Origin of the sequence: Micromonospora sp. NPDC050417 (assembly GCF_044458865.1) — a bacterium.
GTDB lineage: Bacteria > Actinomycetota > Actinomycetes > Mycobacteriales > Micromonosporaceae > Micromonospora_G.
The window spans coordinates 20,092-46,412 of sequence record NZ_JBITIH010000014.1 but is presented as its reverse complement, the minus strand read 5'-3'; the positions used below and the strand labels follow the sequence as shown (position 1 = coordinate 46,412).

23 protein-coding genes are annotated in these 26,321 nt (G+C 69.3%); 11 read left to right on the top strand and 12 right to left on the bottom strand.

Going from position 1 to position 26,321, the window contains the following annotated elements:
- The first annotated feature begins 44 nt into the window (after nt 1–44).
- Entirely contained in the window at nt 45–1,130 is a 1,086-nt protein-coding gene (locus tag ACIBF5_RS19055) for a DUF3866 family protein (protein WP_396813296.1), read from the top strand.
- A 15-nt stretch (nt 1,131–1,145) separates the two neighbouring features.
- On the opposite strand, the gene ACIBF5_RS19050 is transcribed toward ACIBF5_RS19055, so the two are convergent.
- The 3 genes from ACIBF5_RS19050 to rfbA form a co-directional block, all read right to left on the bottom strand.
- Nucleotides 1,146–1,352, bottom strand: coding sequence for a hypothetical protein (locus ACIBF5_RS19050; RefSeq protein ID WP_396813294.1), 207 nt, complete (start codon nt 1,350–1,352; stop codon nt 1,146–1,148).
- Between the two features lie 56 nt (nt 1,353–1,408).
- On the bottom strand, nt 1,409–2,767 hold the full coding sequence (gene pafA, locus ACIBF5_RS19045; protein WP_121160566.1) for a Pup--protein ligase: 1,359 nt from the start codon (nt 2,765–2,767) through the stop codon (nt 1,409–1,411).
- 101 nt (nt 2,768–2,868) lie between these two features.
- Complete coding sequence (gene rfbA / locus ACIBF5_RS19040; RefSeq protein WP_396813292.1) at nt 2,869–3,729, bottom strand: glucose-1-phosphate thymidylyltransferase RfbA; 861 nt, start codon at nt 3,727–3,729, stop codon at nt 2,869–2,871.
- Nucleotides 3,730–3,872: 143 nt separating this feature from the next.
- On the opposite strand from rfbA, the gene rfbD reads away from it, so the two are divergent.
- The gene (gene rfbD / locus ACIBF5_RS19035) at nt 3,873–4,763 is read left to right on the top strand and encodes a dTDP-4-dehydrorhamnose reductase (RefSeq protein ID WP_396813290.1); all 891 of its coding nucleotides are present in this window, start codon (nt 3,873–3,875) and stop codon (nt 4,761–4,763) included.
- 32 nt (nt 4,764–4,795) lie between these two features.
- Nucleotides 4,796–5,845, top strand: coding sequence for a glycosyltransferase family 2 protein (locus tag ACIBF5_RS19030; RefSeq protein ID WP_396813288.1), 1,050 nt, complete (start codon nt 4,796–4,798; stop codon nt 5,843–5,845).
- 28 nt (nt 5,846–5,873) lie between these two features.
- Here the strand turns inward: ACIBF5_RS19030 and prcA are convergent, their stop codons facing one another.
- From prcA to arc, 5 genes are all read right to left on the bottom strand, one after another.
- On the bottom strand, nt 5,874–6,701 hold the full coding sequence (gene prcA / locus ACIBF5_RS19025) for a proteasome subunit alpha (RefSeq protein ID WP_396813286.1): 828 nt from the start codon (nt 6,699–6,701) through the stop codon (nt 5,874–5,876).
- Between the two features lie 85 nt (nt 6,702–6,786).
- Nucleotides 6,787–7,626 carry a proteasome subunit beta gene (gene prcB, locus ACIBF5_RS19020; RefSeq protein ID WP_396813284.1) on the bottom strand — a complete coding sequence of 280 codons (840 nt, stop codon included), beginning with the start codon at nt 7,624–7,626 and terminating at the stop codon, nt 6,787–6,789.
- 175 nt (nt 7,627–7,801) lie between these two features.
- Nucleotides 7,802–8,017 carry a ubiquitin-like protein Pup gene (locus ACIBF5_RS19015; RefSeq protein ID WP_121160560.1) on the bottom strand — a complete coding sequence of 72 codons (216 nt, stop codon included), beginning with the start codon at nt 8,015–8,017 and terminating at the stop codon, nt 7,802–7,804.
- A gap of 161 nt (nt 8,018–8,178) precedes the next feature.
- Nucleotides 8,179–9,696: a depupylase/deamidase Dop gene (dop, locus tag ACIBF5_RS19010; protein ID WP_396813282.1), complete on the bottom strand. Its 1,518-nt coding sequence runs from the start codon at nt 9,694–9,696 to the stop codon at nt 8,179–8,181.
- A 255-nt stretch (nt 9,697–9,951) separates the two neighbouring features.
- Complete coding sequence (gene arc, locus ACIBF5_RS19005) at nt 9,952–11,733, bottom strand: proteasome ATPase (protein ID WP_396813279.1); 1,782 nt, start codon at nt 11,731–11,733, stop codon at nt 9,952–9,954.
- Between the two features lie 179 nt (nt 11,734–11,912).
- Here arc and ACIBF5_RS19000 point away from each other — a divergent pair, with 179 nt between their 5' ends.
- On the top strand, nt 11,913–12,209 hold the full coding sequence (locus tag ACIBF5_RS19000) for a ferredoxin (RefSeq protein WP_246017419.1): 297 nt from the start codon (nt 11,913–11,915) through the stop codon (nt 12,207–12,209).
- Between the two features lie 40 nt (nt 12,210–12,249).
- Here ACIBF5_RS19000 and ACIBF5_RS18995 read toward each other — a convergent pair whose 3' ends face one another.
- From ACIBF5_RS18995 to ACIBF5_RS18985, 3 genes are read right to left on the bottom strand one after another with little or no spacing between them, the layout of a single operon-like run.
- Nucleotides 12,250–12,822 (bottom strand): hypothetical protein, encoded by a 573-nt coding sequence (locus tag ACIBF5_RS18995; RefSeq protein ID WP_396813277.1) that lies wholly within the window; start codon nt 12,820–12,822, stop codon nt 12,250–12,252.
- A gap of 22 nt (nt 12,823–12,844) precedes the next feature.
- On the bottom strand, nt 12,845–13,849 hold the full coding sequence (locus ACIBF5_RS18990; RefSeq protein WP_396813275.1) for a tRNA (adenine-N1)-methyltransferase: 1,005 nt from the start codon (nt 13,847–13,849) through the stop codon (nt 12,845–12,847).
- A complete protein-coding gene (locus ACIBF5_RS18985; protein WP_396813273.1) occupies nt 13,846–15,000 on the bottom strand; it encodes a site-2 protease family protein in 1,155 nt (384 codons plus the stop codon). The genes ACIBF5_RS18990 and ACIBF5_RS18985 overlap by 4 nt, the downstream gene beginning before the upstream one ends.
- A 117-nt stretch (nt 15,001–15,117) precedes the next feature.
- Between ACIBF5_RS18985 and ACIBF5_RS18980 the strand changes: the two genes are divergently transcribed.
- The 7 genes from ACIBF5_RS18980 to ACIBF5_RS18950 all read left to right on the top strand — a co-directional run bounded on the left by ACIBF5_RS18980 (nt 15,118) and on the right by ACIBF5_RS18950 (nt 25,399).
- Nucleotides 15,118–16,029 (top strand): RecB family exonuclease, encoded by a 912-nt coding sequence (locus ACIBF5_RS18980; protein ID WP_396813271.1) that lies wholly within the window; start codon nt 15,118–15,120, stop codon nt 16,027–16,029.
- 78 nt (nt 16,030–16,107) lie between these two features.
- Nucleotides 16,108–17,403: a sensor histidine kinase gene (locus ACIBF5_RS18975; protein ID WP_396813269.1), complete on the top strand. Its 1,296-nt coding sequence runs from the start codon at nt 16,108–16,110 to the stop codon at nt 17,401–17,403.
- Between the two features lie 135 nt (nt 17,404–17,538).
- Entirely contained in the window at nt 17,539–18,222 is a 684-nt protein-coding gene (locus tag ACIBF5_RS18970) for a response regulator (RefSeq protein ID WP_396813595.1), read from the top strand.
- Between the two features lie 111 nt (nt 18,223–18,333).
- Complete coding sequence (locus ACIBF5_RS18965; protein WP_396813267.1) at nt 18,334–19,182, top strand: ABC transporter ATP-binding protein; 849 nt, start codon at nt 18,334–18,336, stop codon at nt 19,180–19,182.
- Nucleotides 19,182–21,740, top strand: coding sequence for an ABC transporter permease (locus ACIBF5_RS18960; protein ID WP_396813265.1), 2,559 nt, complete (start codon nt 19,182–19,184; stop codon nt 21,738–21,740). The genes ACIBF5_RS18965 and ACIBF5_RS18960 overlap by 1 nt, the downstream gene beginning before the upstream one ends.
- A gap of 339 nt (nt 21,741–22,079) precedes the next feature.
- The gene (locus ACIBF5_RS18955) at nt 22,080–22,847 is read left to right on the top strand and encodes an ABC transporter ATP-binding protein (protein WP_121160550.1); all 768 of its coding nucleotides are present in this window, start codon (nt 22,080–22,082) and stop codon (nt 22,845–22,847) included.
- Entirely contained in the window at nt 22,847–25,399 is a 2,553-nt protein-coding gene (locus tag ACIBF5_RS18950; RefSeq protein ID WP_396813263.1) for an ABC transporter permease, read from the top strand. The genes ACIBF5_RS18955 and ACIBF5_RS18950 overlap by 1 nt, the downstream gene beginning before the upstream one ends.
- Before the next feature lie 159 nt (nt 25,400–25,558).
- On the opposite strand, the gene ACIBF5_RS18945 is transcribed toward ACIBF5_RS18950, so the two are convergent.
- The gene (locus tag ACIBF5_RS18945; RefSeq protein WP_396813593.1) at nt 25,559–26,221 is read right to left on the bottom strand and encodes an HAD family hydrolase; all 663 of its coding nucleotides are present in this window, start codon (nt 26,219–26,221) and stop codon (nt 25,559–25,561) included.
- Nucleotides 26,222–26,321: the final 100 nt, after the last annotated feature.

The following is a 26,321-nucleotide window of genomic DNA, read 5'->3' as shown; positions in this document are numbered from 1 at the left end:
CCCCCGCCGGGCCCTGCGCCGGTGTCCCGGCTACCGTGCCGGACATGGTGCGATGGCGGTCCGGCACGGTGACGGCGATACGGCGACAGTGGCGCGGCGCGATCGAGTTGGAGGCGCTGCTGCCCGACGGCGGCACCGTCCGGGCGCTCGCCTACCCCGCCCTGGTCGGCACCCCGGAACCGGGCGACCGGGTGCTGTTGAACGTAAGCGCCCTGCTGATGGGGCTCGGCACCGGCGGGTACGCCCTCGTGGTCGCGCTCCCCGACCGCCTGCCCCCGGACCCGCCGGAGAGCCTGGACACCCGCGACGGCGGTCACCTGGTCAAGGCGCGGTACACCCCGCTGCAGCCGATCCTGCTCGGCGCGGACGAGGAGGCGTCACCACACCGGGAACGGCTCGTCGACGTCGACGACGTGGCCGGGTTGCCGGTGGTCACGGCGGACCTGCACTCCGCGCTGCCCGCGATCGTCGCCGGCATCCGGGCCGACGCGCCGACCGCGCGGATCGCGTACGTGATGACCGACGGCGGCGCGTTGCCGGCGTGGTTCTCCCGGAGCCTCTCCGCGCTCGGCGACGAACTGGTCGGCACGGTCACCGTCGGGCAGGCGTTCGGCGGCGACCTCGAAGCCACCAACCTGCACGCCGGACTGCTCGCGGCCCGACACGTGCTGGAGGCGGAGATAGCCATCGTGGCGCAGGGGCCCGGCAACCTGGGCACAGGCACCCGGTGGGGATTTTCCGGGGTGGCGGTCGGCGAAGCGGTCAACGCGGTGACCACGCTCGGCGGTAAGCCGGTCGGATCGCTGCGCATCTCCGCCGCTGACGCCCGGCCCCGGCACCATGGCGTCTCCCACCACAGCCTCACCGCGTACGGTCGGGTCGCCCTCGCCCGCGCGGACCTGGTGGTGCCGGACGGGCTGGACCCGGCGCTGGCCGACGCGGTGGAGGCGGCGTTGGCCCCGCTCGCGGGACGACACCGGCTGGTGCGGGTACGCACCGACGGGCTCGATGCCGCGCTCCGGGCGGCCCCGGTCACGCTCTCGACAATGGGGCGGGGGCTCGACGCCGACCACGCCTACTTCCTCGCCGCGGCGGCCGCCGGCCGGCACGCGGTCACCCTGCTGGGGTGAACGGCGCCGGCCGACTCAGGAGAACACCACCACCGCGATCCAGCCGCCGACGAGCAGCACCAGCGCCGCCACCAACACCCAGGTCGGCACGGTGTACTCGCCACGGCGGTTACGCGCGATCTCGTCCACGATCTTCTCGCGGCGACGGTTGACCCAGCCCTGCCGCACCTGCTCGGAGGTGCGCTCGGGTGGATCTTCGGGGGAACTGTCAGGAGACGTCATAACGCCGCCGACACTACCCGGATCACCGGCTCCACCATCGGCCGCCCTGCCACCGCCTACATGCTCGCGATCAAACGCTCGACCCGCTCGTCGTACGCCCGGAACGGGTCCTTGCAGAGCACCGTGCGCTGCGCCTGGTCGTTCAGCTTCAGGTGCACCCAGTCCACGGTGAAGTCCCGCCGCTTCTCCTGCGCGTGCCGGATGAACTCGCCTCGCAGCCGGGCCCGAGTGGTCTGCGGCGGGGTCTCCTTGGCCTCGAAGATCTCCGGGTCGGTGGCGATCCGGTCCACCTGCCCCCGCCGTTCCAGCAACCCGTAGAGACCGCGCCCCCGACGTACGTCGTGGTACGCGAGGTCCATCTGGGCCACCCGGGGGTGGGACAGTGGCAGGTCGTGCTTCTGCTGGTAGCGCTCGATCAGGCGGAGCTTGCTGACCCAGTCGATCTCCCGGGAGACCGGCTCCAGGTCTCCACTCTCGACCGCGTTGAGCACCCGTCCCCAGAGCTCCACCACCCGCTTGGCGGTCTGGTCGCCGCCCCGACGCTCGACGAACTCGGTGGCCTTGGCGAGGTACTCCTGCTGGATCTCCAGCGCGCTGACCTCCTTGTTGGAGGCGAGCCGGATCTTCCGTCGTCCGGTGATGTCGTGCGACACCTCGCGGATCGCCCGGATCGGGTTCTCCAGCGACAGGTCCCGCATCACCACCCCAGCCTCGATCATTCGCAGCACGATGTCGGCGCTGCCAACCTTGAGCAGGGTGGTGACCTCGTTCATGTTGGAATCACCGACGATCACGTGCAGCCGGCGGTAACGCTCGGCATCCGCGTGCGGCTCGTCCCGGGTGTTGATGATCGGCCGGCTCCGGGTGGTCGCCGACGACACCCCCTCCCAGATGTGCTCCGCCCGCTGCGAGAGGCAGTACACCGCGCCCCGCGGCGTCTGCAGGACCTTGCCGGCACCGCAGATCAACTGGCGGGTCACCAGGAACGGGATCAGTACGTCAGCCAGGCGGCCGAACTCGCCGTGCCGCGAGACCAGGTAGTTCTCGTGACACCCGTACGAGTTGCCGGCCGAGTCGGTGTTGTTCTTGAACAGGTAGATCTCGCCGGCGATGCCCTCGTCGTGTAACCGCTTCTCGGCGTCGACCAACAGCCCCTCGAGGATCCGCTCGCCGGCCCGGTCGTGCGCGACCAGGTCGGTGACGGAGTCACACTCCGGCGTCGCGTACTCGGGGTGGGAGCCGACGTCGAGGTAGAGCCGGGCCCCGTTGCGCAGGAACACATTGCTGGAGCGTCCCCAGGACACCACCCGGCGGAAGAGATATCGGGCGACCTCGTCCGGGGAGAGTCGCCGCTGACCGCGGTAGGTGCAGGTGACGCCATACTCGGTCTCGAGACCGAAGATTCGCCGCTCCATGAACAGACACTAGCCGCCCGAAGCCGCCGATTGGTCGCCCTCGGGTCGTGCATTCCGCGCGTCGGCGTCGAAACTCCGTACAGACCGCCCGCTACCGCCCCTCAGCGGAGCAGATCAAGCAGATATTCGCCGTACCCGCTCTTACGCAACGGCAGCGCCAGCGCCCGCAGCTGATCGTCGTCGATCAGACCGGCCCGCCAGGCGACCTCCTCCACGCAACCGATCTTCATGCCCTGCCGCTCCTCGATCACCCGCACGAACTCGGCCGCCTGCATCATCGAGGTGAACGTGCCGGTGTCGAGCCAGGCGGTCCCCCGGTCGAGCACGGTCACCGTCAGTTCGCCGCGCTCCCGGTACGCCTCGTTGACCGCGGTGATCTCCAACTCGCCGCGGTCACTGGGGCGCAGCCCGCGGGCGATGTCGACCACCCGGTTGTCGTAGAAGTAGAGCCCGGGAACCGCGTACCGGGACTTCGGCGTCGCCGGCTTCTCCTCGATCGAGAGCACCCGGCCGGACTCGTCGAAGTCGACCACCCCGTACTCCTCCGGGTTGGCCACCTGGTACGCGAAGACACGACCGCCGACCAGCGCGTTCTGCTCCGACAACTGCCGTCCGAGCCCGACCCCGTGGAAGATGTTGTCACCGAGGACCAGGGCCACCGAGTCGTCGCCGATGAAGTCGGCGCCGAGCACGAACGCCTGGGCGATGCCCTCGGGGCGGGGTTGTGCGCAGTACTCCAGCCGCAGGCCGAACTGGCTCCCGTCCCCCAGCAGGCGCCGGAACTGCTCCTGGTCATCCGGCGTGGTGATCACCAGGATCTCCCGGATGCCGGACATGATCAGGGTGGACAGGGGATAATAGATCATCGGCTTGTCGAAAACCGGCATCAACTGCTTCGATACCGCCTTGGTGAGCGGCCAAAGTCGGGAGCCGGTGCCACCGGCGAGCAGGATTCCACGCACCCGGGGAGAGTACCGACCTCCCCTCGCGTCCGCACACCCCTGTGCCGGCTGGTTCCGCCCACTCGTCGCGTAGACTCACGAACCCGTATGGATCACCCGGCACGCGCCGGGACCGACGGCTCGGCCGGCGAAACGAGGCGGGAATGACCAATCAGAGTGGCCACTGGCTCGTCACCGGCGCTGGCGGGATGCTGGGCCAGGACCTGGTGACGGCATTGGCCGGCACCGGCGGACGCCAGGTCACCGCCGCCACCCGGGCGGAGCTGGACCTGACCGATGCCGACGCCGTACTCGCGGCGGTCAAGGGCCACGACGTGGTCGTGAACGCCGCCGCCTGGACCAACGTCGACGGGGCCGAGACCCAGGAGGACGCGGCCACCGCGATCAACGGCGAAGGTGTCGCCCACCTCGCCCGGGCCTGCGAGCAGGCCGGTGCCCGACTGCTGCACGTCTCCACCGACTACGTCTTCCCCGGCAACGCCACCAGCCCGTACCCGGAGGACGCACCGACCGCCCCGCTCAACGCGTACGGTCGCGGCAAACTCGTCGGCGAGCAGGCCGTGACCCGACTGCTCCCCGAGACCGGGTACGTCGTGCGTACCGCCTGGCTCTACGGCACGCACGGCCGCAACTTCGTCAACACGATGCTGCGGCTCGCTGCCGAACGGGAGCACCTGGACGTGGTCGACGACCAGCTCGGCCAGCCCACCTGGTCGTACGCGCTGGCGCAGCGGCTGGTCGCACTCGGCGACGCCGCACTCGCCGGCCGGGCACCGGCGGGGATCTACCACGGCACCGCGTCCGGCCAGACCACCTGGTACGGGCTGGCCCGTGCGGTCTTCGCCCTGCGCGGCCTCGACCCGGCGCGGATCCGCCCCACCACCAGCGAGCACTACCGCCTACCCGCAGCCCGCCCGGCCTACAGCGTGCTGGGCCACGAGCGGTGGCAGGCGGCCGGGCTGTCGCCCATGCCAGACTGGCACGAGATGCTCAGCGACGCACTCGCCGAACGCGGACTCGTCGCCACCTCCTGATCCGCCCCCGATCCCCGAGAGAATCCGCCGATATGTCCGACGTGCGTTCCAGTTCCTTCACCGAACTCAACCGTCTACCTCGGGTCAGCGCGGTCGTGCTCGCCTGGAAGGCCGAGCCTCTGCTGCGCCAATCGGTCGAGTCGATCCTCGCCTCGGCCAAGGTAGAGGTCGAGGTGATCCTGGTCGACAACGGTTGCACCACCGACGACGTCGAGATCCTGGCGAAGCTCCCCGGGGTGGTGACGGTCGGCGAGGGCGAGAACATCGGCTTCTCCGCCGGCTGCAACCTCGGTGTCAACGCCGCCAGCGGTGACTACGTCGCCCTGGTGAACGGGGACGCGATCGTCGAACCGAACACCCTGGCCCGACTGGTCGAGGTGGTCGACCAGGCGGGCGTCGGCATCGCGGCCGGCGCGATCCGACTGGCTGACGAGCCCGAACTTCTCAACTCCCGCGGCAACGAGGTACATGTGCTGGGGGTGAGCTGGATCGGCGGGTTCCGGGAACGCGAAACCCGCAGCGAACCGACGGAGACTCCCGGGGCGATGGGCGCCTGCCTGGTCACCTCACGCAGCCACTGGGACCGGCTGGGCGGCTTCGACCCGCACTACTTCGCGTACCACGAGGACGCCGACCTGTCGATCCGCACGTGGCGAGTCGGGCTCCGGGTCTTGAACGTGCCGGACGCGGTGGCCCTGCACCGCTACGAGTTCAGCCGCAACAGCTTCAAGTACTACCTGGTCGAACGGAACCGGCTGATGTTCGTGATGACGCTCTGGGGACGCCGATCGCTGCTGCTGCTCGCCCCACCGCTGCTCGCGCTGGAGCTGGTGATGCTGCTGCTGGCGATCAAGGAGGGCTGGATCAAGGACAAGGTACGCGGCTACGGCTGGCTCTGGCGCCACCGCCGACACCTGGGCGAGCGCCGGAAGCAGTTGCAAGCCGAACGGACCGTACCGGACCGGGTCTGGATGGGCGTGCTGACCGACCGGTTCAACACGCCGTTGATCAGCCCGCCCGGGGTTGGCGTACTCAACGCGTCGATGTCGGCGTACTGGCGGGTGGTTCGTCGCTGGGTCTGACGCCACCCGCCCCGCTGGAGAGACCGGGTCAGCCCTCGGGCTGCTCGGTCTCCTTCGTCTCCAGGTCCGCCGAGGCGGCCGATACGGCCGGCTTCTCCGGCCCGGGGCCGGGCCCGGCCGGTCCGCGCTCGTCGGCCCCCGCGTCCTTCGGTTCGGCCTCGCCGTCCAGCAGACCGGTCAGGGCCGCACCGGTGATCCGTCGGAACGTCCGTCCCACCCGGTGCCGGTCAAGGACCGCGACCTCCAGTTGGTTGGCGGCGATCGTCCGTGCCGCCCCGCCCTCGCCACCGACGCTGCCCAGGGCCTGTACGGCGAGGCGCACCGCCTCGCTGAGCGAGACGTCGTTGCGGTGGTTGGCCCGCAGCGAACCCGTGATCGCCTCGCTCTGACCGCCCATCGCCATCCGACCCGGCTCGTCGTTGACCGAACCGTCGTAGGTGAGCCGGTAGATCTCGTCGTCGTCCGCGGTGGCACCGACCTCGGCGACGCAGATCTCCACCTCGAACGGCTTGGACTGTTCGGTGAAGATCGCTCCCAGGGTCTGCGCGTACGCGTTCGCCAGGGCGCGGCCGGTCACGTCTCGCCGGTCGTAGCTGAGCCCGTTGAGGTCCGCCATCCGAACCCCCGCGCGACGGAGGTTCTCGAACTCGTTGTAGCGCCCGACGGCGGCGAACCCGATCCGGTCGTAGATCTCGCTGACCTTGTGCAGGGCACTGGAGAGGTTCTCCGCCACGAAGAGGATTCCGCCCTCGTAGCTGAGGACCACCGCACTCCGCCCCCGAGCGATGCCCTTGCGGGCCAGTTCGGAGCGGTCGCGCATGATCTGCTCTGGCGAGGCGTAGAACTGCATAGCCACGGTGGCGGTTCTCCTTACAAGCTGGTCTGGCGGCGTAACGAGCGGCTGGCGTAGGACTTCACGGGTGGCTCTGCGGCGAGCGGCCTCAGCCGCCCGGGTTCTCCATCCGGGCGGCGACGACAGCCTCGGCCACCACCGCCGTCTCGGCCTCGGTGAGCCGGTTGGTGCCCTCTGCCGTGGCTGTCATGACCACCGGGTAGATCCGGCGGGTGAGGTCGGGGCCACCGGTGGCGGTGTCGTCGTCAGCCGCGTCGTAGAGCGCCTCGACCGCGAGCCGAACCACCTCGTCGGTGCTCAGGCCGGGTCGGAACCGCTTCTTCAGGGCGGACCGGGCAAAGATCGATCCGGACCCGATCGCGTCGTAGCCGGTCTCCTCGTAGGGGCCACCGGCAACGTCGAAGCTGAAGATCCGGCCGGCCCGGGCCGGGTCGGTCGCGGCGAGGTCGAAACCGGCGAAGAGCGGGATCACGGCGAGCCCCTGCATCGCCGCACCCAGGTTGCCCCGGATCATCGAGGCAAGCCGGTTGGCCTTGCCGTCGAGGGAGAGGACGGCGCCCTCGATCTTCTCGTAGTGCTCCAGCTCGACCTGGAACAGCCGCATCATCTCGATCCCGATACCGGCGGTGCCGGCGATGCCGACCAGGGAGTGCCGGTCCGCCGGGTGGACCTTCTGGATGTCCCGGCTGGAGATCATGTTCCCCATCGTGGCCCGCCGGTCGCCGGCCATGACCACGCCGGTGGCACTGGTGATCGCGACGATGGTGGTCGCGTGGGGCGCGAGGTCGGCGGCGATCCCGGGTGGCAGCGGCCGACGACCCGGAAGCAACTCGGGCGCGACCTTGCTCAGGAACTGCGTGAAGGAAGACGTCCCCGCGTTGGTGAACACATCTGGTAGCCGCCCGGATGGATCAAAACCCGCTGCCACGTGGTTCCTCTCAGTACGTGATCGTCCTGTCCCAACACACCGCGCCGTCGCCGGAACGGCCACGACCGCCGTTGCGGTTGAAGCAGACTATCGTCTGGCTCCGGTCGACGCGATGATCTCGGCGTCGGCGTGGTGCGACGGCCCCGAGGCCGGCCCGGACGAGCCGGGCCGGCGGTTACTCGCCGCCCTTTTGGACATAGCCTCGGACGAACTCCTCCGCGTTCTCCTCAAGCACGGAGTCGATCTCGTCGAGCAGGTCGTCCACGTCCTCGGTGATCTCGGCGTGCCGCTCCGCGACCTCGGGATTCGCTTCGGTGGTGACGTCGTCGACCTCTTCGTCACGACGCGACTTACCGGACTGGGACTGACCGCCGGTGTCACGGGTAGCCATCTGGTTCCTCCTCCACGATCGCCTGCAAGAAACTTACCTCGGAAGGGCGACACAACGGGGCGCCGCCCGCGACCTTTGCCGCCCGACTGACCGATTCACCGCCTCACGTACGGCCGACCGTGGTCGGCGCGGACGAGAGCCACGGGAACGTTTCCCGGCGGTCAGTTGCCGGTGATCGTCTCCAACAGGTCCTTGGCGCTCGCACAGCGGTCGAACAACGCCCCCACGTGCTTACGGGTGCCCCGCTCCGGCTCCATCATCGGAACCCGGACCAGCGACTCCCGACCGACGTCGAAGATCACCGAATCCCAGCTCGCGGCGACGACCTCGGAGGCGTACTGGGCGAGGCAACGACCACGGAAGTAGGCCCGAGTGTCCTCCGGGGGCTCGACCATCGCCCGGCGGGTCTGCTCGTCCGGCAACAGGGTCGCCATCGAGCCACGGGCCACCAGACGGTGGTAGAGCCCCTTCTCCGGACGTACGTCGGCGTACTGCAGGTCGACCAGTTGCAGCTTGTGCGAGGCCCAGCCGAGCTTCTCCCGCTCCCGGTACCCCTCGAGCAGCCGCAGCTTCGCCACCCAGTCCAACTCACCGGCGCAGAGCATCGGGTCGCGGCCGAGCCGGTCCAGCACACCCTCCCACCGGTCGAGTACGTCGAGGGTCGCCTCGTCGGCGTCGTTGCCGTACCGGTCGTCGACGAAGGCACGGGCCCGCTCCAGGTACGCCCACTGCAGATCGAGCGCGGTGAGCCGACGACCGTCGCGGAGCCGGAGCAGGTGCGACAGCGACGGGTCGTGGCTGACCGCGCGCAACTCCGCGACCGGGTCGGCGATGCCGAGGTCGGGGGTGAGCGCCTTCTCCTCGATCATCGTCAGTACCAGAGCGGTGGTGCCGACCTTGAGGTACGTCGAGATCTCGGAGAGGTTCGCGTCGCCGATGATCACGTGCAGCCGCCGGTACTTGTCGGCGTCCGCGTGCGGCTCGTCCCGGGTGTTGATGATGGGACGCTTCAACGTCGTCTCGAGACCGACCTCGACCTCGAAGAAGTCGGCCCGCTGAGAGATCTGGAAGCCCGGCTGTGTTCCGTCCTGGCCAATCCCCACCCGCCCGGCGCCGCAGACGATCTGCCGGGTCACGAAGAACGGGGTGAGGTAGGTGACGATGTCGGCGAACGGGGTCTGCCGGCGCATCAGGTAGTTCTCGTGCGCGCCGTAGCTGGCGCCCTTGTTGTCGGTGTTGTTCTTGTAGAGGTGGATCGGGTGGGTACCGGGGATGGTCTCGGCCCGCCGGGCCGCCTCGGCCATCACCCGCTCCCCCGCCTTGTCCCAGCGCACCAGGTCCAGCGGGTTGGTCACCTCGGGGGTGGAGTACTCGGGGTGGGCATGGTCGACATAGAGCCGGGCGCCGTTGGTCAGTATCACGTTCGCCAGGCCCAGGTCCTCGTCGGCGAGCGCCTCCGCAGGGTCGTAGGCCGCACCGGAGTAGGTGAAGCCGCGCGCGTCACGCAGGGGTGACTCTTCCTCGTAGTCCCACCGAGCACGACCGCCACGGGTCAACTCGGGACGTGCGCCGTAGGCGTTGACCACCTGGGACGAGGTGACCATCGGATTGGCCCCGGCCTGTCCGGGTACCGAGATGCCATACTCCACCTCGGCGCCCATGATTCGCCGTACGCTCATGCCGCTGCCCTACTTTCCTTCTCCATGAGGCGAGCGTAGTCCGCGTCAGCGCTCATCCGTTCTCCCGATGTGACGACACGACCGCAGAATGTACCTATTGGCCGTTGTCACCGGCGTGTGCACCCCGCCGCTCGCCATCCACCGTCGAAACCGACCCGTTCCACATCGACCGGTCGACCTCGGCCGGCGAACGCCCGGGTGCGAGAAACGGGGGGCGACGCGTCGCGCGTCGCCCCCCGTTGTCGTACGAATCGATCAGAGGTACTGACCGGTGTTGCTCGCGGTCTCGATCGACCGGCCGGCCTCGGCGCCCTTACCCCCGGAGACGAGGGTACGGATGTAGACGATGCGCTCGCCCTTCTTACCGGAGATCCGGGCCCAGTCATCCGGGTTGGTGGTGTTGGGAAGATCCTCGTTCTCCCGGAACTCGTCGACGCAGGCGTCGAGTAGGTGCTGCAGCCTCAGCCCCTTGCGCCCGGAGGAGAGGAACTCCTTGATCGCCATCTTCTTGCCCCGGTCGACGATATTCTGGATCATCGCGCCAGAGTTGAAGTCCTTGAAGTAGAGCACCTCTTTGTCACCGTTGGCGTAGGTGACTTCGAGGAACCGGTTCTCCTCGGACTCCGAGTACATCCGCAGCACCACGGCCTCGATCATGGCGGCCACAGTGGCCTGGGCGTCCTGGCCGTGCTCGTTGAGGTCGTCCGCGTGCAGCGGCAACCCCGTGAGGATGTACTTGGAGAAGATGTCCCTGGCCGCCTCGGCGTCCGGCCGCTCAATCTTGATCTTCACGTCGAGCCGGCCGGGTCGCAGGATGGCCGGGTCGATCATGTCCTCCCGGTTGGAGGCGCCGATCACGATGACGTTCTCGAGCCCCTCGACCCCGTCGATCTCGCTGAGCAACTGCGGGACGATGGTGTTCTCCACGTCCGAGGAGACACCCGAGCCACGGGTACGGAACACCGAGTCCATCTCGTCGAAGAACACGATGACCGGAGTGCCCTCGCCCGCCTTCTCCCGAGCCCGCTGGAAGATCAACCGGATGTGCCGCTCGGTCTCGCCAACGTACTTGTTGAGCAGCTCCGGGCCCTTGATGTTGAGGAAGAAGCTGGTGTGCTTCTGCTCGCCACGCCGCTCGGCGATCTTCTTCGCCAGCGAGTTCGCCACCGCCTTGGCGATCAGGGTCTTGCCGCAACCAGGCGGACCGTAGAGCAGGATGCCCTTCGGCGGGCGCAACTGGTGCTCCCGGAACAGCTCGGCGTGCAGGAAGGGCAACTCGACCGCGTCCCGGATCTGCTCGATCTGGGACTGCAGGCCACCGATGTCGCTGTAGTCGACGTCGGGGACCTCCTCAAGGACGAGTTCCTCCACCTCGCTCTTTGGGATGCGCTCGTACGCGTACGCCGAGCGCGGCTCGATCATGAGCGAGTCACCGGCCCGGATCGTCGAGCCGATCAGGGTGTCGGCGAGGAAGACGATCCGCTCCTCGTCGGCGTGGGAGATCACCAGCGCCCGGTCACCCGGACCCCCGGTGGGGTTCTCCAACACCTCCTTGAGCATCACGACCTCTCCGACCCGCTCGAACCCGAACGCGTCCACGATGTTGAGCGCGTCGTTGAGCAGGACCTCCTGACCACGCCGCAGCTCGTCCACCTCCAGTGACGGAGACACCGCCACACGCAGCTTGCGACCGCCGGTGAAGACATCCACCGTGCCGTCGTCGTGCCGCGCGAGGAAGACGCCGTACCCGCTGGGCGGTTGTGCCAGCCGGTCGATCTCTTCCTTGAGCGTGACGATCTGGGCCCGTGCCTCTTTGAGGGTGCTCACGAGCCGGTCGTTGTTCTCGGTCAGTCGAGCGAGCTGCGCCTGGGTAGCCGCCAGCCGCTCCTCGAGCTGCCGGACGTGTCGGGGGCTTTCGGTCAGCTTGCGCCGCACCAAGGCCAGTTCCTCTTGAAGGAACGCGACCTGGGTGGAGAGATCGTGGGCCTCCTTCTCCCACCGTGCGGCGCGCGAGTCCGCGTCGTCGCTGCGTGCCACGTCCCACCTCCCCGGGGGGCTTGAACGTTCTGCCCTAACACTAGCCGCTATGACGCCGATTCGGTCCCATGCAACACCCTCGTCACCGAACCTTGATCGTCAGAGGGACGCCGCTCGGGCGCCGGGAAGGCGTTCGGGTACGGTCGGAGCGTGCCGAGCGAGTGGATGGAGGGGTCATCGTGGTAACCCAGACCGAGACCGATGAACTGCGAGTCTGGGTGGACCAGGACCTCTGCACGGGTGACGGACTCTGTGTGCAGTACGCGCCGGAGGTCTTCGAATTCGACGTCGACGGCCTCGCCTACGTCAAGGACGGCTCGGGCGAGTTGCTGCTCGCACCGGGCAGCCGGGTCGACGTCCCGGCCCACCTGCGACTCGACGTGATCGACGCGGCCAAGGAATGCCCGGGCGACTGCATTCACGTGCTGCGCAGCCGAGACGACGTCGAGGTGGCCGGGCCGGACGCGCAGGACTGACCGCCGGTCGGCCGGATGCCTGAGCGCCCGGCCGGCCCGCTCAGAGGGTGGGACGGCCGAGCACCGAGGCGACCAGCCGAGCGAACTCCTCGAGCCGGGCGATCTGCCCGGCCCCACCGTCGTCGAACGTCTTGCCGAACCGCAGCGCGTCGTGTCGCGGCGCGCCCACCACCTCATCCGCGGATACGCCCTCGTCCAGCGAGCTGAGCAGCAGGTAGACGTCTATGCTGTCGACGCGTACCCCGCCACTCGGAGTCCGGTTGAGCCGGCGCCGGCAACCCACCTCGGTCACCGTCGAGACCGGCACCACCCGCAGCGACGACGTCATCGACCCGGCCGGCCCGTCGTCCGGTGGGATGTCCTCCCCGTGCCACAGGATCAGCCGGCTGCCGTCGCAGACCGCCACCTCCTGCCACACACCGTTGACCTCGTTGACGAAGCGTTCCAGGGTGAATCCGAGTACGGACGCGCCGCGCAGCACCCCACCCAGCGCCTCCAGCGCGACCTCAGGATCACGCAGGTAGGCGCGGGCGGCGGACTCCAGATCCTGGTAGGGCGACCAGTCCGGGAAGACAGCGGGAAGGTCCCCGCCGCCGAAGGTGGGCCGGCTCATACGGACCTCCCGACGTTGATGATCACCGCACGGTCCTTTCCCCCGCCTCGTTCACGTCCGCGTCCACCGCCGGGGTGGCCGACGCCTCCTCGGCCTCGCGAGCGGCCTGCTCCGCCGCCCGCAGGCTCTGCTTACGCAGCGCGTACGCCTCCGCGCCCTTGCTCGGCTTACGCCGGCGGGGAGGCGCGGTCACGCCGGGCGCGAGCTTACGGGCGGAGACGAGGAACGCGGTGTGCGCGATCATCCGGTGGTCCGGGCGCACCGCCAGCCCCTCCAGGTGCCAGTCACGCACCAGCGACTCCCAGGCCCGGGGCTCGGTGAAGCCGCCGCGCTCGCGCAACGCCTCGACCAGATCGGAGAGCTGGGTCGTGGTGGCCACGTAGCCGATGAACACCCCACCCGGCACCAGCGTCCGCTCCACCAGGTCGAGCACGTCCCACGGGGCGAGCAGGTCCAGGATGATCCGGTCGAACTCCGGCTCCTGGCAGGTCGCCACGTCGCCCACGTGCAGGTTCCAGGACGGGTGCGGCCCGCCGAAGAACGCCTCCACGTTGCGGCGCGCGATCTGGGCGAAGTCGTCCCGCAGCTCGTACGAGTGCAACTCGCCGGTCGGGCCGACCGCCCGCAGCAGGGAGCAGGCCAGCGCTCCGGAGCCGGCACCGGCCTCAAGCACCTTCGCGCCAGGGAAGATGTCCCCCATCGCGACGATCTGGGCGGCGTCCTTGGGGTAGATCACCTGGGCGCCCCGGGGCATCGAGAGCACATAGTCCGAGAGCAACGGGCGCAACGCCAGGTACGCCGTACCGCCAGCGGAGGTGACCACGCTGCCGTCGGGCAGGCCGATCAGATCGTCGTGTTCGAGCGCTCCCCGGTGGGTGTGGAACGACTTGCCGCCCTCCAACGTGATCGTGTGCATCCGCCCCTTCGGGTCGGTCAACTGCACCCGGTCACCCGGCCGGAACGGGCCACGGTGCGCCGGTACCGGTGCGGAGTCGGTGGGGTGGGCGGTGGTGGGCTGTGCGGTCACTGAGTCATCTTTCGTTTCGGCTCCAGAAGCTGCGCCAGATCGGCGATGTGCAGAACGCCGACGACATCTTCGCCTGACGTCACGAGATACTGCGCGCCCGGGTCGGTCTGTACCGCCCGGATGACCTGTTCACCGTCGAGCCCGACCGGGATCCTCGGTACGCCGTCCAGGCCTCGGGCCACCGTGTCGACCGCGACCCAGGGGCGCCGCTCCACCGGCACCGCCTCGGCCGCGGCCCGGTCGACCAGGGCCACCAGCCGCCCCGACGAGTCGGAGACACCCAGCGCCACCGGCTCGGCTCCGACGGCCAGCCCGCGACGCTGCGCCTCGGCCAGTGGCGTACCGGTGGGCACCTGGAACACCGGGCGGGCCAGCCGGTGCAGGTCGATCAGGGGGAACCGCCGGCTTATCCGGGCCATTCGGATCGACTGGCCCGCCCCCTGCCAGAGGGTGAAGGCGACCAGCACCATCAGGGCCAGGCCCAGCGGCGCGATCAGCCCGAGCCAGGTCAGCACCCCGACCAGGACGGCGGTGCCGACGGCCACCGCGCGACCGGCCCAACCCGCGACCTCGGTACCGAGGTGCCGGTCCCGACTGGCCGCCCAGACCAGGGCACGTAGCGCCCGGCCACCGTCGAGGGGCAGACCGGGCAGGATGTTGAAAACCGCCACGATGACGTTGCTCACCGCCAGTTGAAGGGCAAACTGGTCAGGCAGCGTACGGTCGGGCAGGGCGATGGTGGCCAGCACGGCGGCCACGCCCAGCACCAGCGACACGGCCGGGCCGGCGAGCGAGACGAGAAGATCCACCCGGGGGGTCGGCGCATCCCGTTCCATCTCGGTGTAGCCGCCCAGCAGTTCCAGCGTGATGCCGCGTACGCCGATGCCGTACCGCCGGGCGGTCAGCGCGTGTCCGAGTTCGTGCAGCAGGACCGACCCGAGCAGGCAGACCACGAAACCGAAGCCCACCAGATAGCCGGTGACCTGCGACAGCTCAAGCTCACGGCGGACGAACTCGCCATAGACCACGGTCACCAGAACGGCCAGCAGGACCATGGAGGCGTTGAGGTAGACCGGTACGCCGAGGACCCGACCCACGGCAAGTCCGGGGCGGCGGTCGGGCCGACGTTTCCGTTTTGAACTGTCCTCCACCGGGTCGATGCTACGTAACCCCCGACGCCAGCCTCGAATCCCGTAGCCGCTCGCCACGCACACCGGTACGGCGGGCGGGCCGCGTAACCGTCGTACCGGTGCCTTAGCCTTCCGGTCATGACGGCGGAGATGGTGACGAAGCAGACGACCGGGCGCTCCCCGGTGGCCGAACGGCCCCCAGGGCCCTCGCTCTCGCCGTCGCGTGCGGCGGATTTCAAGACCTGCCCGCTGCTGTACCGGTTCCGAAGCATCGACCGGCTGCCCGAGCGGCCCAGCCTCGACCAGATCCGTGGGACCCTGGTGCACGCCGTACTGGAACGACTCTTCGACCTGCCGGCCCCGGCCCGAACGCCGACGGCGGCGGGCGACCTGGTCGGCCCCGAGTGGGACCGGCTGGTCGCGGACGAGCCAGGGCTGACCGGGCTCTTCGCGGACGAGGCGGCGGTGGACGTCACCGAGTTCCTCGGGTCGGCCCGCCGGCTGCTCGACGGCTACTTCACGGTCGAGGATCCGCGGCGGCTCGAGCCGGCCGAGCGGGAGACGTTGATCTCCACGGTGGTCGACGACGAGTTGCTGATCCGCGGTTACATCGACCGGCTCGACGTGGCTCCGGACGGGGCGCTGCGGGTGGTCGACTACAAGACCGGGGGCGCCCCCAGGGAGGCGTTCGAGGCCAGGGCGTTGTTCCAGCTCAAGTTCTACGCGCTGGTGCTCTGGCGTACGCGTGGGGTGGTCCCCAAGGTGCTCCGCCTGCTCTACCTCAAGGACGCGGAGATCTGCGACTACGCACCGGACGCGGACGAACTGGCCCGGTTCGAGCGCACCCTGGTCGCGCTCTGGCGGGCGATCGAGCAGGCGACCGCGAACCAGGACTTTCGTCCGAAGCCGAGCCGGCTCTGTGACTGGTGCAGTCACCAGGCCCTCTGTCCCGCGTTCGGCGGCACGCCGCCGCCCTTCCCCGATGTGACCACCACAGTGGTCGTCCCGGAACAGCCCCGACGGGCCGGCGGTCCGGCGGGGGACGAGTAACCCCTCCTCCCGGAGGAGGAGACACGGTCCACCCCCGGTGCGGACGACTTCGCCCGCACACCGACTACCGTCGCCAGCATGACCCGTATCGACGTCCCCGCGACGCGCGACCGGCCGCTGGACGAGGCCGGCACGGATGTCGTCACGCCGACGTCGGGGAGTCGCTGGCGGCTCCCCCGTCCGACCGGCTACGACGGCCGGATACTGGCGCGGGACGGGCTGCTGGCCGGCCTGGTGGTGCTCGCCGAGACGCTGCTTGCGGCGAGCGGGTCGGCCGAGCCGACCAGCGGCGGGTGGCCGACGACGATCACCTGGAGCCTGGTCTGCGCGCTACCGATCGCGCTGAGTCGACTACTGCCCCGGGTCGCCGTGGCGCTGGCCGTGGCCACCGCTGGCGGCGCGGTGCTCGACCAGCACGAGCCACTGACCGCGATCGTGGCGTTCGTCCTGCTCACCTACACCACCTCGGCCAGCTTCCCGCTGCGCCGGGCCGTGGTCATGACCGCCCTGCTCTGGACACCGATCCTGGCCGCCGCACTGACGCTGCCCGTGCCGGTCGGCTCGATCGGAATCACCCGGGCGTACATGATCTTCACCAACGCGCTGATCGCGCTGGTCTGCTTCTTCGTCGGACGTACCGTGCACGCCCGACGGGCCACGATCAGGGCGCTGGAGGAACGTGCCAGGGTGGCCGAGGAGAACCAACGGTCGATGGCCGACCAGGCGGTCGCCGACGAACGCCGCCGCATCGCCCGCGAACTGCACGACATGGTCGCCCACCACGTCAGCGTGATGAGCGTGCTCGCGACCGGTGCCCGACGGGTGTTGGCCCGCGACCCGGTCGCGGCCGACGAGGCACTCGGCAGCATCGCCGAGACCAGCCGAACCACCCTGCGCGAACTGCGCCGTCTGCTCGACGTGTTGCGTACCGACGCCGAGCCGGCCGCCGATCTGACCCCGCAGCCCGGCCTGGCCGGACTTGAGGCGCTGGTCGACCAGGTACGCGAGGCCGGTCTACCGGTCACGCTGCGGGTGGAGGGGGCACCCGCACCGCTGGAACCGAGCCTCGCCCTGACCGTGTTCCGGATCGTGCAGGAGGCGCTCACCAACGCGCTGAAACACGCCGGTACGGCCACCGCCCAGGTCCGGCTCACCTTCGGGGTCTACTGGCTGGTGGTGGAGGTGCTCGACACCGGGCGCGGCCCGTCGCTCGACCCGAACCGTGCCGGGCACGGCCTGGTCGGGATGCGTGAGCGGGTCACCCTCTACGGTGGGACCCTGCGGACCGGCCCCCGTCCGGGCGGCGGTTTCCGGGTGTACGCGAAAGTGCCACTGGAAGCCACCGCTGTGCCGAGCGGCGAGGGGGCGGCGTGACCGAACGCAGTGAGGAGGCGGCGTGACCGAACGCAGTGAGGTCACCAGCCAGCACAGTCACACAGGTCACGACGGTGACGAGCGCAGCGAGGAGGCGGCGTGACCGAACGCAGTGAGGTCGCTGGTGGGGATCGGGTGGACCGTGTGCGGGGTGTCCGTCCGGTACGGATCCTGCTCGCCGACGACCAGCCGCTGTTGCGTACCGGGTTCCGGATGGTGCTCAGCGAGGAACAGGACCTCGACATCGTCGGCGAAGCCGGCGACGGGTCCGAGGCGGTCGAACTCGCCCGGCGGTTGCTGCCCGATGTGGTGCTGATGGACATCCGGATGCCCCGGATGGACGGGGTGGCCGCGACCCGGGCCATCGTCGATGCTCGGCTGCCGGTACGCGTGCTCATCCTGACCACCTTCGATCTCGACGAGTACGTGGTGGGCGCGTTGCGGGCGGGCGCGAGCGGGTTCCTGGCAAAGGACGTGCCCGCGGAGGATCTGGTGAGTGCCATCCGTACCGTCGCCGCAGGCGAGGCCGTGGTCGCGCCACGGATCCTCAAGCGACTGCTCGACCGCTTCGCCGACCTGCTGCCCGACCCCTCGTCGACTCAGCCGAAGGCGCTCGACGTGCTGACCGAACGGGAGAGGGAGGTGCTGGTGCACATCGCCCGGGGACTGTCCAACGCGGAGATAGCGCGGGCCCTCTCCATCAGTGAGACGACGATCAAGACGCATGTCGGACACGTACTGACCAAACTCTGCCTACGTGACCGGGTGCAGGCTGTGGTGTTCGCGTACGAATCGGGGCTGGTCCGGCCGGGCGGGTGACGCTTCCCGAGCGCTCCCCCGTGGGTCGTACGTCCCAGGGACGGGGTCGACCCTCCTCCGGTCGGAGCCGGCGGTACGCGAGGTCGCACGCGGAAACCCTCCGAGCGCAGGATGACCGGATTGCCCCGGCCACCTAGCGTGACGGTAGGACGGCGAACGTCGTCATCGACCGAGGGAGAGATCGTGACGGGGACAGTACCCGCAGCCAGCGCTACAGCGGCGGCGCGTGCCAGTGACGTATGGAAGGTATACGGCAGCGGCGAAGCACAGGTCATCGCACTCCGCGGCGTCACCGCCGAATTCGAACAAAGCCGCTACACCGCCATCATGGGACCCAGCGGATCCGGCAAATCAACCCTCATGCACTGCCTCGCCGGACTCGACTCCGTCACCCGCGGCACCATCCACATCGGCAACACCACCGTCACCGGACTCAACGACAACGGACTCACCAAACTCCGCCGCGACAAAGTCGGCTTCATCTTCCAACAATTCAACCTCCTCCCCACCCTCACCGCAGAAGAAAACATCCTCCTCCCCCTCTCCATCGCCGGACGCAAACCAGACCCCGACTGGTACCAAACAGTCATCAAAACCGTCGGCCTCGCCGACCGCCTCCACCACCGACCCAACCAACTCTCCGGCGGCCAACAACAACGCGTCGCCTGCGCCCGCGCCCTCGTCGCCCGACCCGACGTCATCTTCGCCGACGAACCCACCGGCAACCTCGACTCCCGCGCCGGCGCCGAAGTCCTCACCTTCCTCCGCGACAGCGTCCGCAACCACCACCAAACCATCGTCATGGTCACCCACGACCCCGTCGCCGCCAGCTACGCCGACCGCGTCATCTTCCTCGCCGACGGCGCCATCGTGGACGAGTTGACCGATCCCACCGCCGATGCGGTGCTGGACACGCTCAAGCACCTGGACGTGCTGGCGCACCAGCCCGAGGTGGCGTGATGCTGCGCGCCACGCTGAAGAGCCTGCTCTCGCGCAAGCTCCGGCTGGTTCTCTCCGGTTTCGCGATCATCCTCGGTGTGATGTTCGTGGCCAGCGCGTTTGTCCTCACCGACAGCCTCGGTGGCCGGTTCGAGCAGCTGTTCCAGACCATCAACAAGGATGTCGCGGTCCAGGTGCAGGTGGCCGACGCCGCCGGGGACGACCCGGACCGGCCGTTGTTGACCGATGCGGATCTGGAGCGGCTGGCGGCCGTGGACGGGGTCCGTGCGGTCATCGGTGATGCCAGTTCGGAGGGGCTGACCCCGTTCCGGAAGGAGAACGGCAAGGCGCTGCCGCCCGGGGCGCCGCATCTCGCGGTGGGACTGGGCGAGGACGACTTCGTCGCCGACAGTCTGCTCCGGGTGGTCGAGGGCCGGACGGCCCAGACCGGGAGCGAGGTGACGCTCACCCGTTACACCGCCGAGCAGACCGGTCACCAGATCGGTGACCGGATCAAGATCTACGTGCCCCGGAGCGCCACCAGTTCCGAGTGGACCGTGGTCGGACTGCTCGAATACTCCGGTGGGCGGGCGACGCTCGGCGGCGAGACCATGATCGGTTTCACCGTGCCGGAGGCCCAGCGCCTCTTCTACGGGCGTACCGGGGTCTTCGGCGGCGCCCAGCTCCAGGCGGACTCCGGGGTGTCCCACGAGACGCTGAAGGAGCGTGTCGGCACGGCCGTGCCGACCGGCTTCGAGGCGGTCACCGGGGAGGAGGCGGCCGAGCAGCAGGCTGCTCCGCTGAAGCAGCTGCTCACCTTCGTGAACTGGTTCTTCCTGGGCTTTGCCCTGATCGCGCTCCTGGTCGGGATGTTCCTGATCTTCAACACGTTCAACATCATCATTGCCCAGCGGTCCCGGGAGCTGGCACTGCTGCGCGCCCTCGGCGCGAGTTGGGGCCAGGTGACGGGCAGCGTACTGGTGGAAGCGGTGGTGGTCGGCCTGATCGCGTCCACCCTCGGTCTGGCCGCCGGGATCGGGGTGGCGGTCGGTCTCCAGGCGCTCATCGCCGCCTTCGGCTTCCCCCTGCCCGAGGGTGGACTTACTGTCAGCGGCCTCGCCATCGGCGTGTCGTACCTGGTGGGCGTGGTGATGACGGTGATCGCCGCACTGATCCCCGCGGTCCGGGCCGCCGGGGTGCCGCCGATCGCCGCGATGCGCGACGTGGTCCGCCCGGACAAGTCCCTGTGCGGACTGACCATCACCGGCGGTGTGGTCACGCTGATCAGCGCGCTGCTGCTCACGGTCGGACTGGTCGGGGTGGACGGGCTGACCGCGATCGCACTCGGTGTCGGCGTACTGCTCGCGGTGGTCGGGGTGGCGCTACTCTCGCCGGCACTGACCCGCCCCGTGGCCGGCACGCTCGGCCGGCTGGTGACCTGGGGTACCGCGACCGGGATCGGTCGGCGCAACACCCTGCGCAATCCGCGCCGTACGGCGGTGACCGCCGCGGCGCTGATGGTCGGCGTGACCCTGGTCAGCGCGGTGAGCGTGATCGGCGCCTCGCTGAAGGCCAGCGTGACCGACCTGGTGGAGAACAACCTCAGCGCCGCCGTGATCGTCACCACCGCCCTGGTCACGCCACCGAGTGGACGGGAGGGCTTCGACCCGGCACGGCTGGAGCAGGCGAGCCAGATCCCGGGGGTGACCAGGACCGTCTCGATGCATGCGGCGGTGGTGACCGTCGGGGGTCAGGCCAACTCGTTCATCCAGGCCACCGACCTGCCCACCGCCCAGGCGATGTTCGCGCTAGAGGACCGGTCCGGCACGTTGACCCCGACCGGGGAGAACGACGCGATCGTCGACGACGGCACGGCGGAGACAAACGGCTGGCGGGTCGGCAGCACCTTCGTGGTCGACATGCCGGTCGGCGGTGCCCGGACGTACACGGTTGCCGGGATCTACCAGCGCACACCGGTGGCGAGCGGGGTGCTCGTCTCCGACTCACAGGTGCGGTATTTCGCCGGGCCGCTGGCCCTGCAGGGCTTCGTCCAGGTGTCCGACGGGGCCGACATTTCGGCGGTGACCCGCCAGATCGAGACGCTCATGTCCGACTATCCGCTGGTCAGCGTCGTCGACCAGGCGACCTTCATCGGTCAGCAGACGGCGGCGGTGGACGGATTGCTGGCGATCTTCTACGTCCTGCTGGCGCTCGCCATCCTGGTGGCGTTCCTCGGCATCGTGAACACCCTGGTCCTGAGCATCTACGAACGGACCCGAGAACTGGGTCTCCTCCGCGCGGTGGGTATGAACCGCCGGCAGGTCCGGCGAATGGTCCGCGTGGAGTCACTGCTGATGGCGGTCTTCGGCTGCCTGCTCGGGGTCGGGCTCGGGGTGGCACTCGGGGTCACGGTCACCGAGGTGCTGCGCAACGCGGAGGCGATCACCATGGTCGCGTTGCCGTACGGGCAGCTCATCGCCTTCGTGGTCGCCGCGGCTCTGGCCGGGGTGGTGGCCGCGTGGTGGCCCGCGTGGCGGGCGTCCCGGCTCAACGTGCTGGACGCGATCTCGTACGAGTAACCGGCACAACCGGCGGGGACGGTGCGGGGTGGGCGCAGGGTGCCCACCCCGCACCGTCTTCTGTGGCGACCCACTCCAGCCAGGAACGAAATCGCGCCGATGATCCGGGCAAATCGCCACACGGAACGCGTTCATGCGGAAAAATCCGAATGGGCGACTGCCCTCGCCGCTAGCAGTCAGGGGCAACCCTGAGTGGACATCCGGGCCGACCCGCAGCGGAATATCCGCTTCGCCTCCACCTGCGGACGGACGAGTCGGGCGACGACGGCACCGAAGATGGAACTGCCAGCCGGACCAGGTGCCCGGCCGAACGACACTTTCCTTTGAAGGAGAATTCGAGTGACCGCGACGATAGACCAGAATACGCAGGCGGCGGCGCGTGCCAGTGACGTATGGAAGGTATACGGCAGCGGCGAAGCACAGGTCATCGCACTCCGCGGCGTCACCGCCGAATTCGAACAAAGCCGCTACACCGCCATCATGGGACCCAGCGGATCCGGCAAATCAACCCTCATGCACTGCCTCGCCGGACTCGACTCCGTCACCCGCGGCACCATCCACATCGGCAACACCACCGTCACCGGACTCAACGACAACGGACTCACCAAACTCCGCCGCGACAAAGTCGGCTTCATCTTCCAACAATTCAACCTCCTCCCCACCCTCACCGCAGAAGAAAACATCCTCCTCCCCCTCTCCATCGCCGGACGTAAACCAGACCCCGACTGGTACCAAACAGTCATCAAAACCGTCGGCCTCGCCGACCGCCTCCACCACCGACCCAACCAACTCTCCGGCGGCCAACAACAACGCGTCGCCTGCGCCCGCGCCCTCGTCGCCCGACCCGACGTCATCTTCGCCGACGAACCCACCGGCAACCTCGACTCCCGCGCCGGCGCCGAAGTCCTCACCTTCCTCCGCGACAGCGTCCGCAACCACCACCAAACCATCGTCATGGTCACCCACGACCCCGTCGCCGCCAGCTACGCCGACCGCGTCATCTTCCTCGCCGACGGCGCCATCGTCTCGGAACTGTTCGAGCCGACCCCGGAGACCGTGCTCGACACGATGAAGCGGATCGACGTGCTCGCCGAGGCGGAGAACTGATGCTGCGCGCAACCCTGAAGAGTCTGCTGGCCCGCAAGGTACGGCTGGTCCTCTCCGGACTGGCGGTGGTGCTGGGCGTCATGTTCGTCGCTGGCTCGTTCGTCCTCACCGACACCCTCGGGCGTTCCTTCGACTCGGTGTTCAGCGACGCGTACGCCACCACGGACGTGAACGTGGCTGCCAAGCCGAAGGTGGCGTTGAGCGAGTTCGAGGGCGAGCAGATCGCCACGCCGCTGCCCGCCGCCGCGCTGGAGACCGTACGGAAGGTGCCGGGTGTCGCCGACGCCACCGGCGTGGTCGCCACCGACGGGGCCCGCCTGATCGGCAGCAACGGCAAGGTGGTCACCTCCTTCGGTCCGCCGCAACTGGGTGAGAACTGGACCGGCGAGAACGAACTGTTGAAACTGCGTGAGGGGCGTGCGCCGACCGCCGACACCGAGATCGTGATCAACGCGGGACTCGCCAAGGCAGCCAAGGTCAAGGTCGGCGACCGGGTCGGAGTTCTCGTCGATCTGGCCCCGAAGCAGGAGTTCACCCTGGTCGGCGTCTTCGGCTACAGCGGTGACCGGGACAGCCTCGGCGGTGTCAACGAGGTGGCGTTCACCACCCCGGTCGCCCAGCAACTCATGCTCGGCGCCCGCGACGTCTACACCAACATCAGCGTCCGCGCCCAGGACGGCGTCTCCCCCGCCGCCCTGCGTGACCGGGTCGCCGCCTCGGTCGGCGACGGGTACGAGGTGAAGACCGGTGAACAGCTCTCCGCCGACTCGGCGGCCGGGTTGAAGGAGGGACTCGCCTTCTTCAACCAGATCCTGCTCGGCTTCGCCGGGGTGGCGCTCCTGGTCGGTACGTTCCTGATCCTCAACACCTTCTCGATCATCGTGGCCCAGCGCACCCGCGAGCTTGCGCTGATGCGGGCGATCGGCGCCAGCGGTCGGCAGGTGGTCCGTTCGGTCCTGGTCGAGGCGGTGGCGATCGGTCTGGTCGCCTCGGCCCTCGGCCTGGGTGCCGGGATCGGGGTCGGTGCGCTGCTGGCGTACGTCTTCGGGCAGTTCGGCGGCGGCCTGGAACTGGCCGGTGTGGGCGTACCGACGGTGGCGGTGATCAGCTCCTTTGCGGTCGGCATCCTGATCACGGTGATCGCCGCGTTGATCCCCGCGCTGCGCGCGTCCCGGATCCCGCCGATCGCGGCAATGCAGGACGTGGCCACCCCGGACCGCCCGCTCACCCGCCTCACCGTGGCCGGCGCGGTCGTCTCCGTACTCGGCGCCGGTCTGCTGGCCCTGGGGCTCACCGGTGCGGCCGGCGACAACGTGCTCGGCACCATCCTCGGCGGGGTGCTGCTCGCGTTCATCGGCGTGGCGCTGCTGACCCCGGTGATCAGCCGTCCGGTGGTGTCGCTGCTCGGCCGGATCTTCTCCTGGTCCGTCCCGGGCAAGCTCGGTCGGCTCAACTCCGGACGCAATCCGCGTCGGACCGCGATCACCGCAGCAGCGCTGATGATCGGCATCGCGCTGGTCACCGGAGTGACCATCATCCTCGACTCAGCCAAGTCGAGCATCGCGGGCCTGGCCGAGGAGACCATCAGCGCCGACCTGGTGATCTCCGGGGCGCAGTCCGGGCCCCGACCGCCGACCTTCGACCCGACGGTGCTGGAACGGGCGACGGAACTGCCCGGTGTCAAGGCCGTGGCCGGCTTCTGGGGCGACCTGGCCGTAGTCAACGGTGAGCGGGAATGGGTCAACGCGACGAACGACGTGCCGGCGATGGTCGACATCTACGGGGTGAAGCCGACCGCCGGCAGCATCGACGCACTTGACCCCGACCAGGTTCTGGTCGATGCGGACACGGCCCGTGACCTGGGCCTGAGTGTGGGCTCGACGGTTCCGGTGCAGCTGTCGCGGGGCGAGCCGCACACCTACACGGTGCGCGGCATCTACCGCGCGTCGGAGCTGTACAGCGGATTCCTGCTGCCGCAGGCGGCGACGAGGGATTTCGCGATCCCCCGGCCATCGCAGGGTTACCTGCAACTTGACCCGGGCGCGTCGGTCGGGCAGGTGCTCCCGCAGGTCGAGGCGCTGCTCGCGGACAGCCCGGAGGTGTCGGTCGCCGACCGGGCGACCTTCATCGAGCAGCAGACCGGGCAGTTCGACATGCTGCTCACGATGATCCAGATCCTGTTGGCGCTGGCGATCCTGATCGCCGTACTCGGGATCGTGAACACGCTGGCGCTGTCGGTGCTGGAGCGGACCCGCGAACTGGGGTTGCTCCGGGCGATCGGGCTCAACCGGGCGCGGACCATGTGGATGGTGACCGTCGAGGCCGTGGTGATCTCGGTCTTCGGGGCGTTGCTCGGCATGGTGGTCGGCGCTGGTCTGGGTGCCGCCGTGGTCCGGGCACTGCGAGACGAGGGCATCACCGACCTGGTGCTGCCCTGGACCCAGTTGGGTGTCCTGATCGGCCTGGCCGCGCTGGTCGGTGTGGTGGCGGCGGTGCTGCCGGCGATCCGGGCCGCCCGGATCAACGTCCTGGGCGCGATCGCACACGAATAGCCGCTCCGGGGGGACGGGGGCGTAAGGGCGGCGTCGCGTGCGACGCCGCCCTTACGGTGTGTCGTCAGCGCCCGGTCCACGAACGCTCTGGTACGTCGAGCTCTCTGCTGGGACTACCCGAACAGCCACCCGTCACCGTCGCCCGGACACCGGCACGGCTCAGGCAGGCGACGTCGGCAGATCCAGTCGGGCCACCAGGCGGGCCAGCAGCCCCAGATCCGCGCCGGTCAGGCTCTCCAACAGGTGTACGCCCTCCACCGGGTCGAGCGCGATCTCGCTCGGCACCGCGAGTACGGCGGCACCGGCGGCCACCGCGCTCGCCACCCCGGCCGGTGAGTCCTCGATCGCCACGCACCGCCTGACCGGTACGCCGAGCATTCGCGCCGCCGTCAGGTACGGCTCCGGATCGGGTTTGGCGGCCGTCACCTCGTCGCCGCAGACGACGACGTCGAAGCTGTCCCGACCGAGGGTCTCCAGGGCGATCTCGACGAGTTGCCGGCCGGTGGAGGTGACCAGCGCGGTCGGGATCCCGGCGGCCCGGACCAGTTGCAGCAGACCGAGCGCACCGGGCCGCCAGGGCAACCCGCCGACGAACAGCTCGGCCACCCGCTTCTCCAGCCAGGCCGCACCGTAGGCCGCGTCCCGCCACTCCTGTCCGAGGTCGGCGTGCATGATCGCCATCGAGTTCGCCATGCTGGAACCGATCATCGCGCGCCGGGCCGGGGCCGAGAGGGACCCGCCGTAGTGCGCGGCCAGCTCGTGCAGGGCGATCTCCCAGATCTTCTCGCTGTCGACGAGCGTGCCGTCCATGTCGAAAAGCACGGCGGCGGGGTGCGGGCCAGTCAGGACGTCCTCCCGGGTAGGTGCGGCAAGTCCCCTGATCATCGCAAGCGCGCTACCCCGTTACGGCAACGCCAGCGTG

Bases quoted from the DNA above. Each gene is read 5' to 3' on its own strand.
- ACIBF5_RS19055 (WP_396813296.1), top strand. From the start codon at position 45: ATGGTGCGATGGCGGTCCGGCACGGTGACGGCGATACGGCGACAGTGG.
- ACIBF5_RS19050 (WP_396813294.1), bottom strand. From the start codon at position 1,352: ATGACGTCTCCTGACAGTTCCCCCGAAGATCCACCCGAGCGCACCTCC.
- pafA (WP_121160566.1), bottom strand. From the start codon at position 2,767: ATGGAGCGGCGAATCTTCGGTCTCGAGACCGAGTATGGCGTCACCTGC.
- rfbD (WP_396813290.1), top strand. From the start codon at position 3,873: ATGACCAATCAGAGTGGCCACTGGCTCGTCACCGGCGCTGGCGGGATG.
- ACIBF5_RS19030 (WP_396813288.1), top strand. From the start codon at position 4,796: ATGTCCGACGTGCGTTCCAGTTCCTTCACCGAACTCAACCGTCTACCT.
- ACIBF5_RS19015 (WP_121160560.1), bottom strand. From the start codon at position 8,017: ATGGCTACCCGTGACACCGGCGGTCAGTCCCAGTCCGGTAAGTCGCGT.
- dop (WP_396813282.1), bottom strand. From the start codon at position 9,696: ATGAGCGTACGGCGAATCATGGGCGCCGAGGTGGAGTATGGCATCTCG.
- ACIBF5_RS18995 (WP_396813277.1), bottom strand. From the start codon at position 12,822: ATGAGCCGGCCCACCTTCGGCGGCGGGGACCTTCCCGCTGTCTTCCCG.
- ACIBF5_RS18980 (WP_396813271.1), top strand. From the start codon at position 15,118: ATGACGGCGGAGATGGTGACGAAGCAGACGACCGGGCGCTCCCCGGTG.
- ACIBF5_RS18975 (WP_396813269.1), top strand. From the start codon at position 16,108: ATGACCCGTATCGACGTCCCCGCGACGCGCGACCGGCCGCTGGACGAG.
- ACIBF5_RS18965 (WP_396813267.1), top strand. From the start codon at position 18,334: ATGACCGGATTGCCCCGGCCACCTAGCGTGACGGTAGGACGGCGAACG.
- ACIBF5_RS18960 (WP_396813265.1), top strand. From the start codon at position 19,182: ATGCTGCGCGCCACGCTGAAGAGCCTGCTCTCGCGCAAGCTCCGGCTG.
- ACIBF5_RS18950 (WP_396813263.1), top strand. From the start codon at position 22,847: ATGCTGCGCGCAACCCTGAAGAGTCTGCTGGCCCGCAAGGTACGGCTG.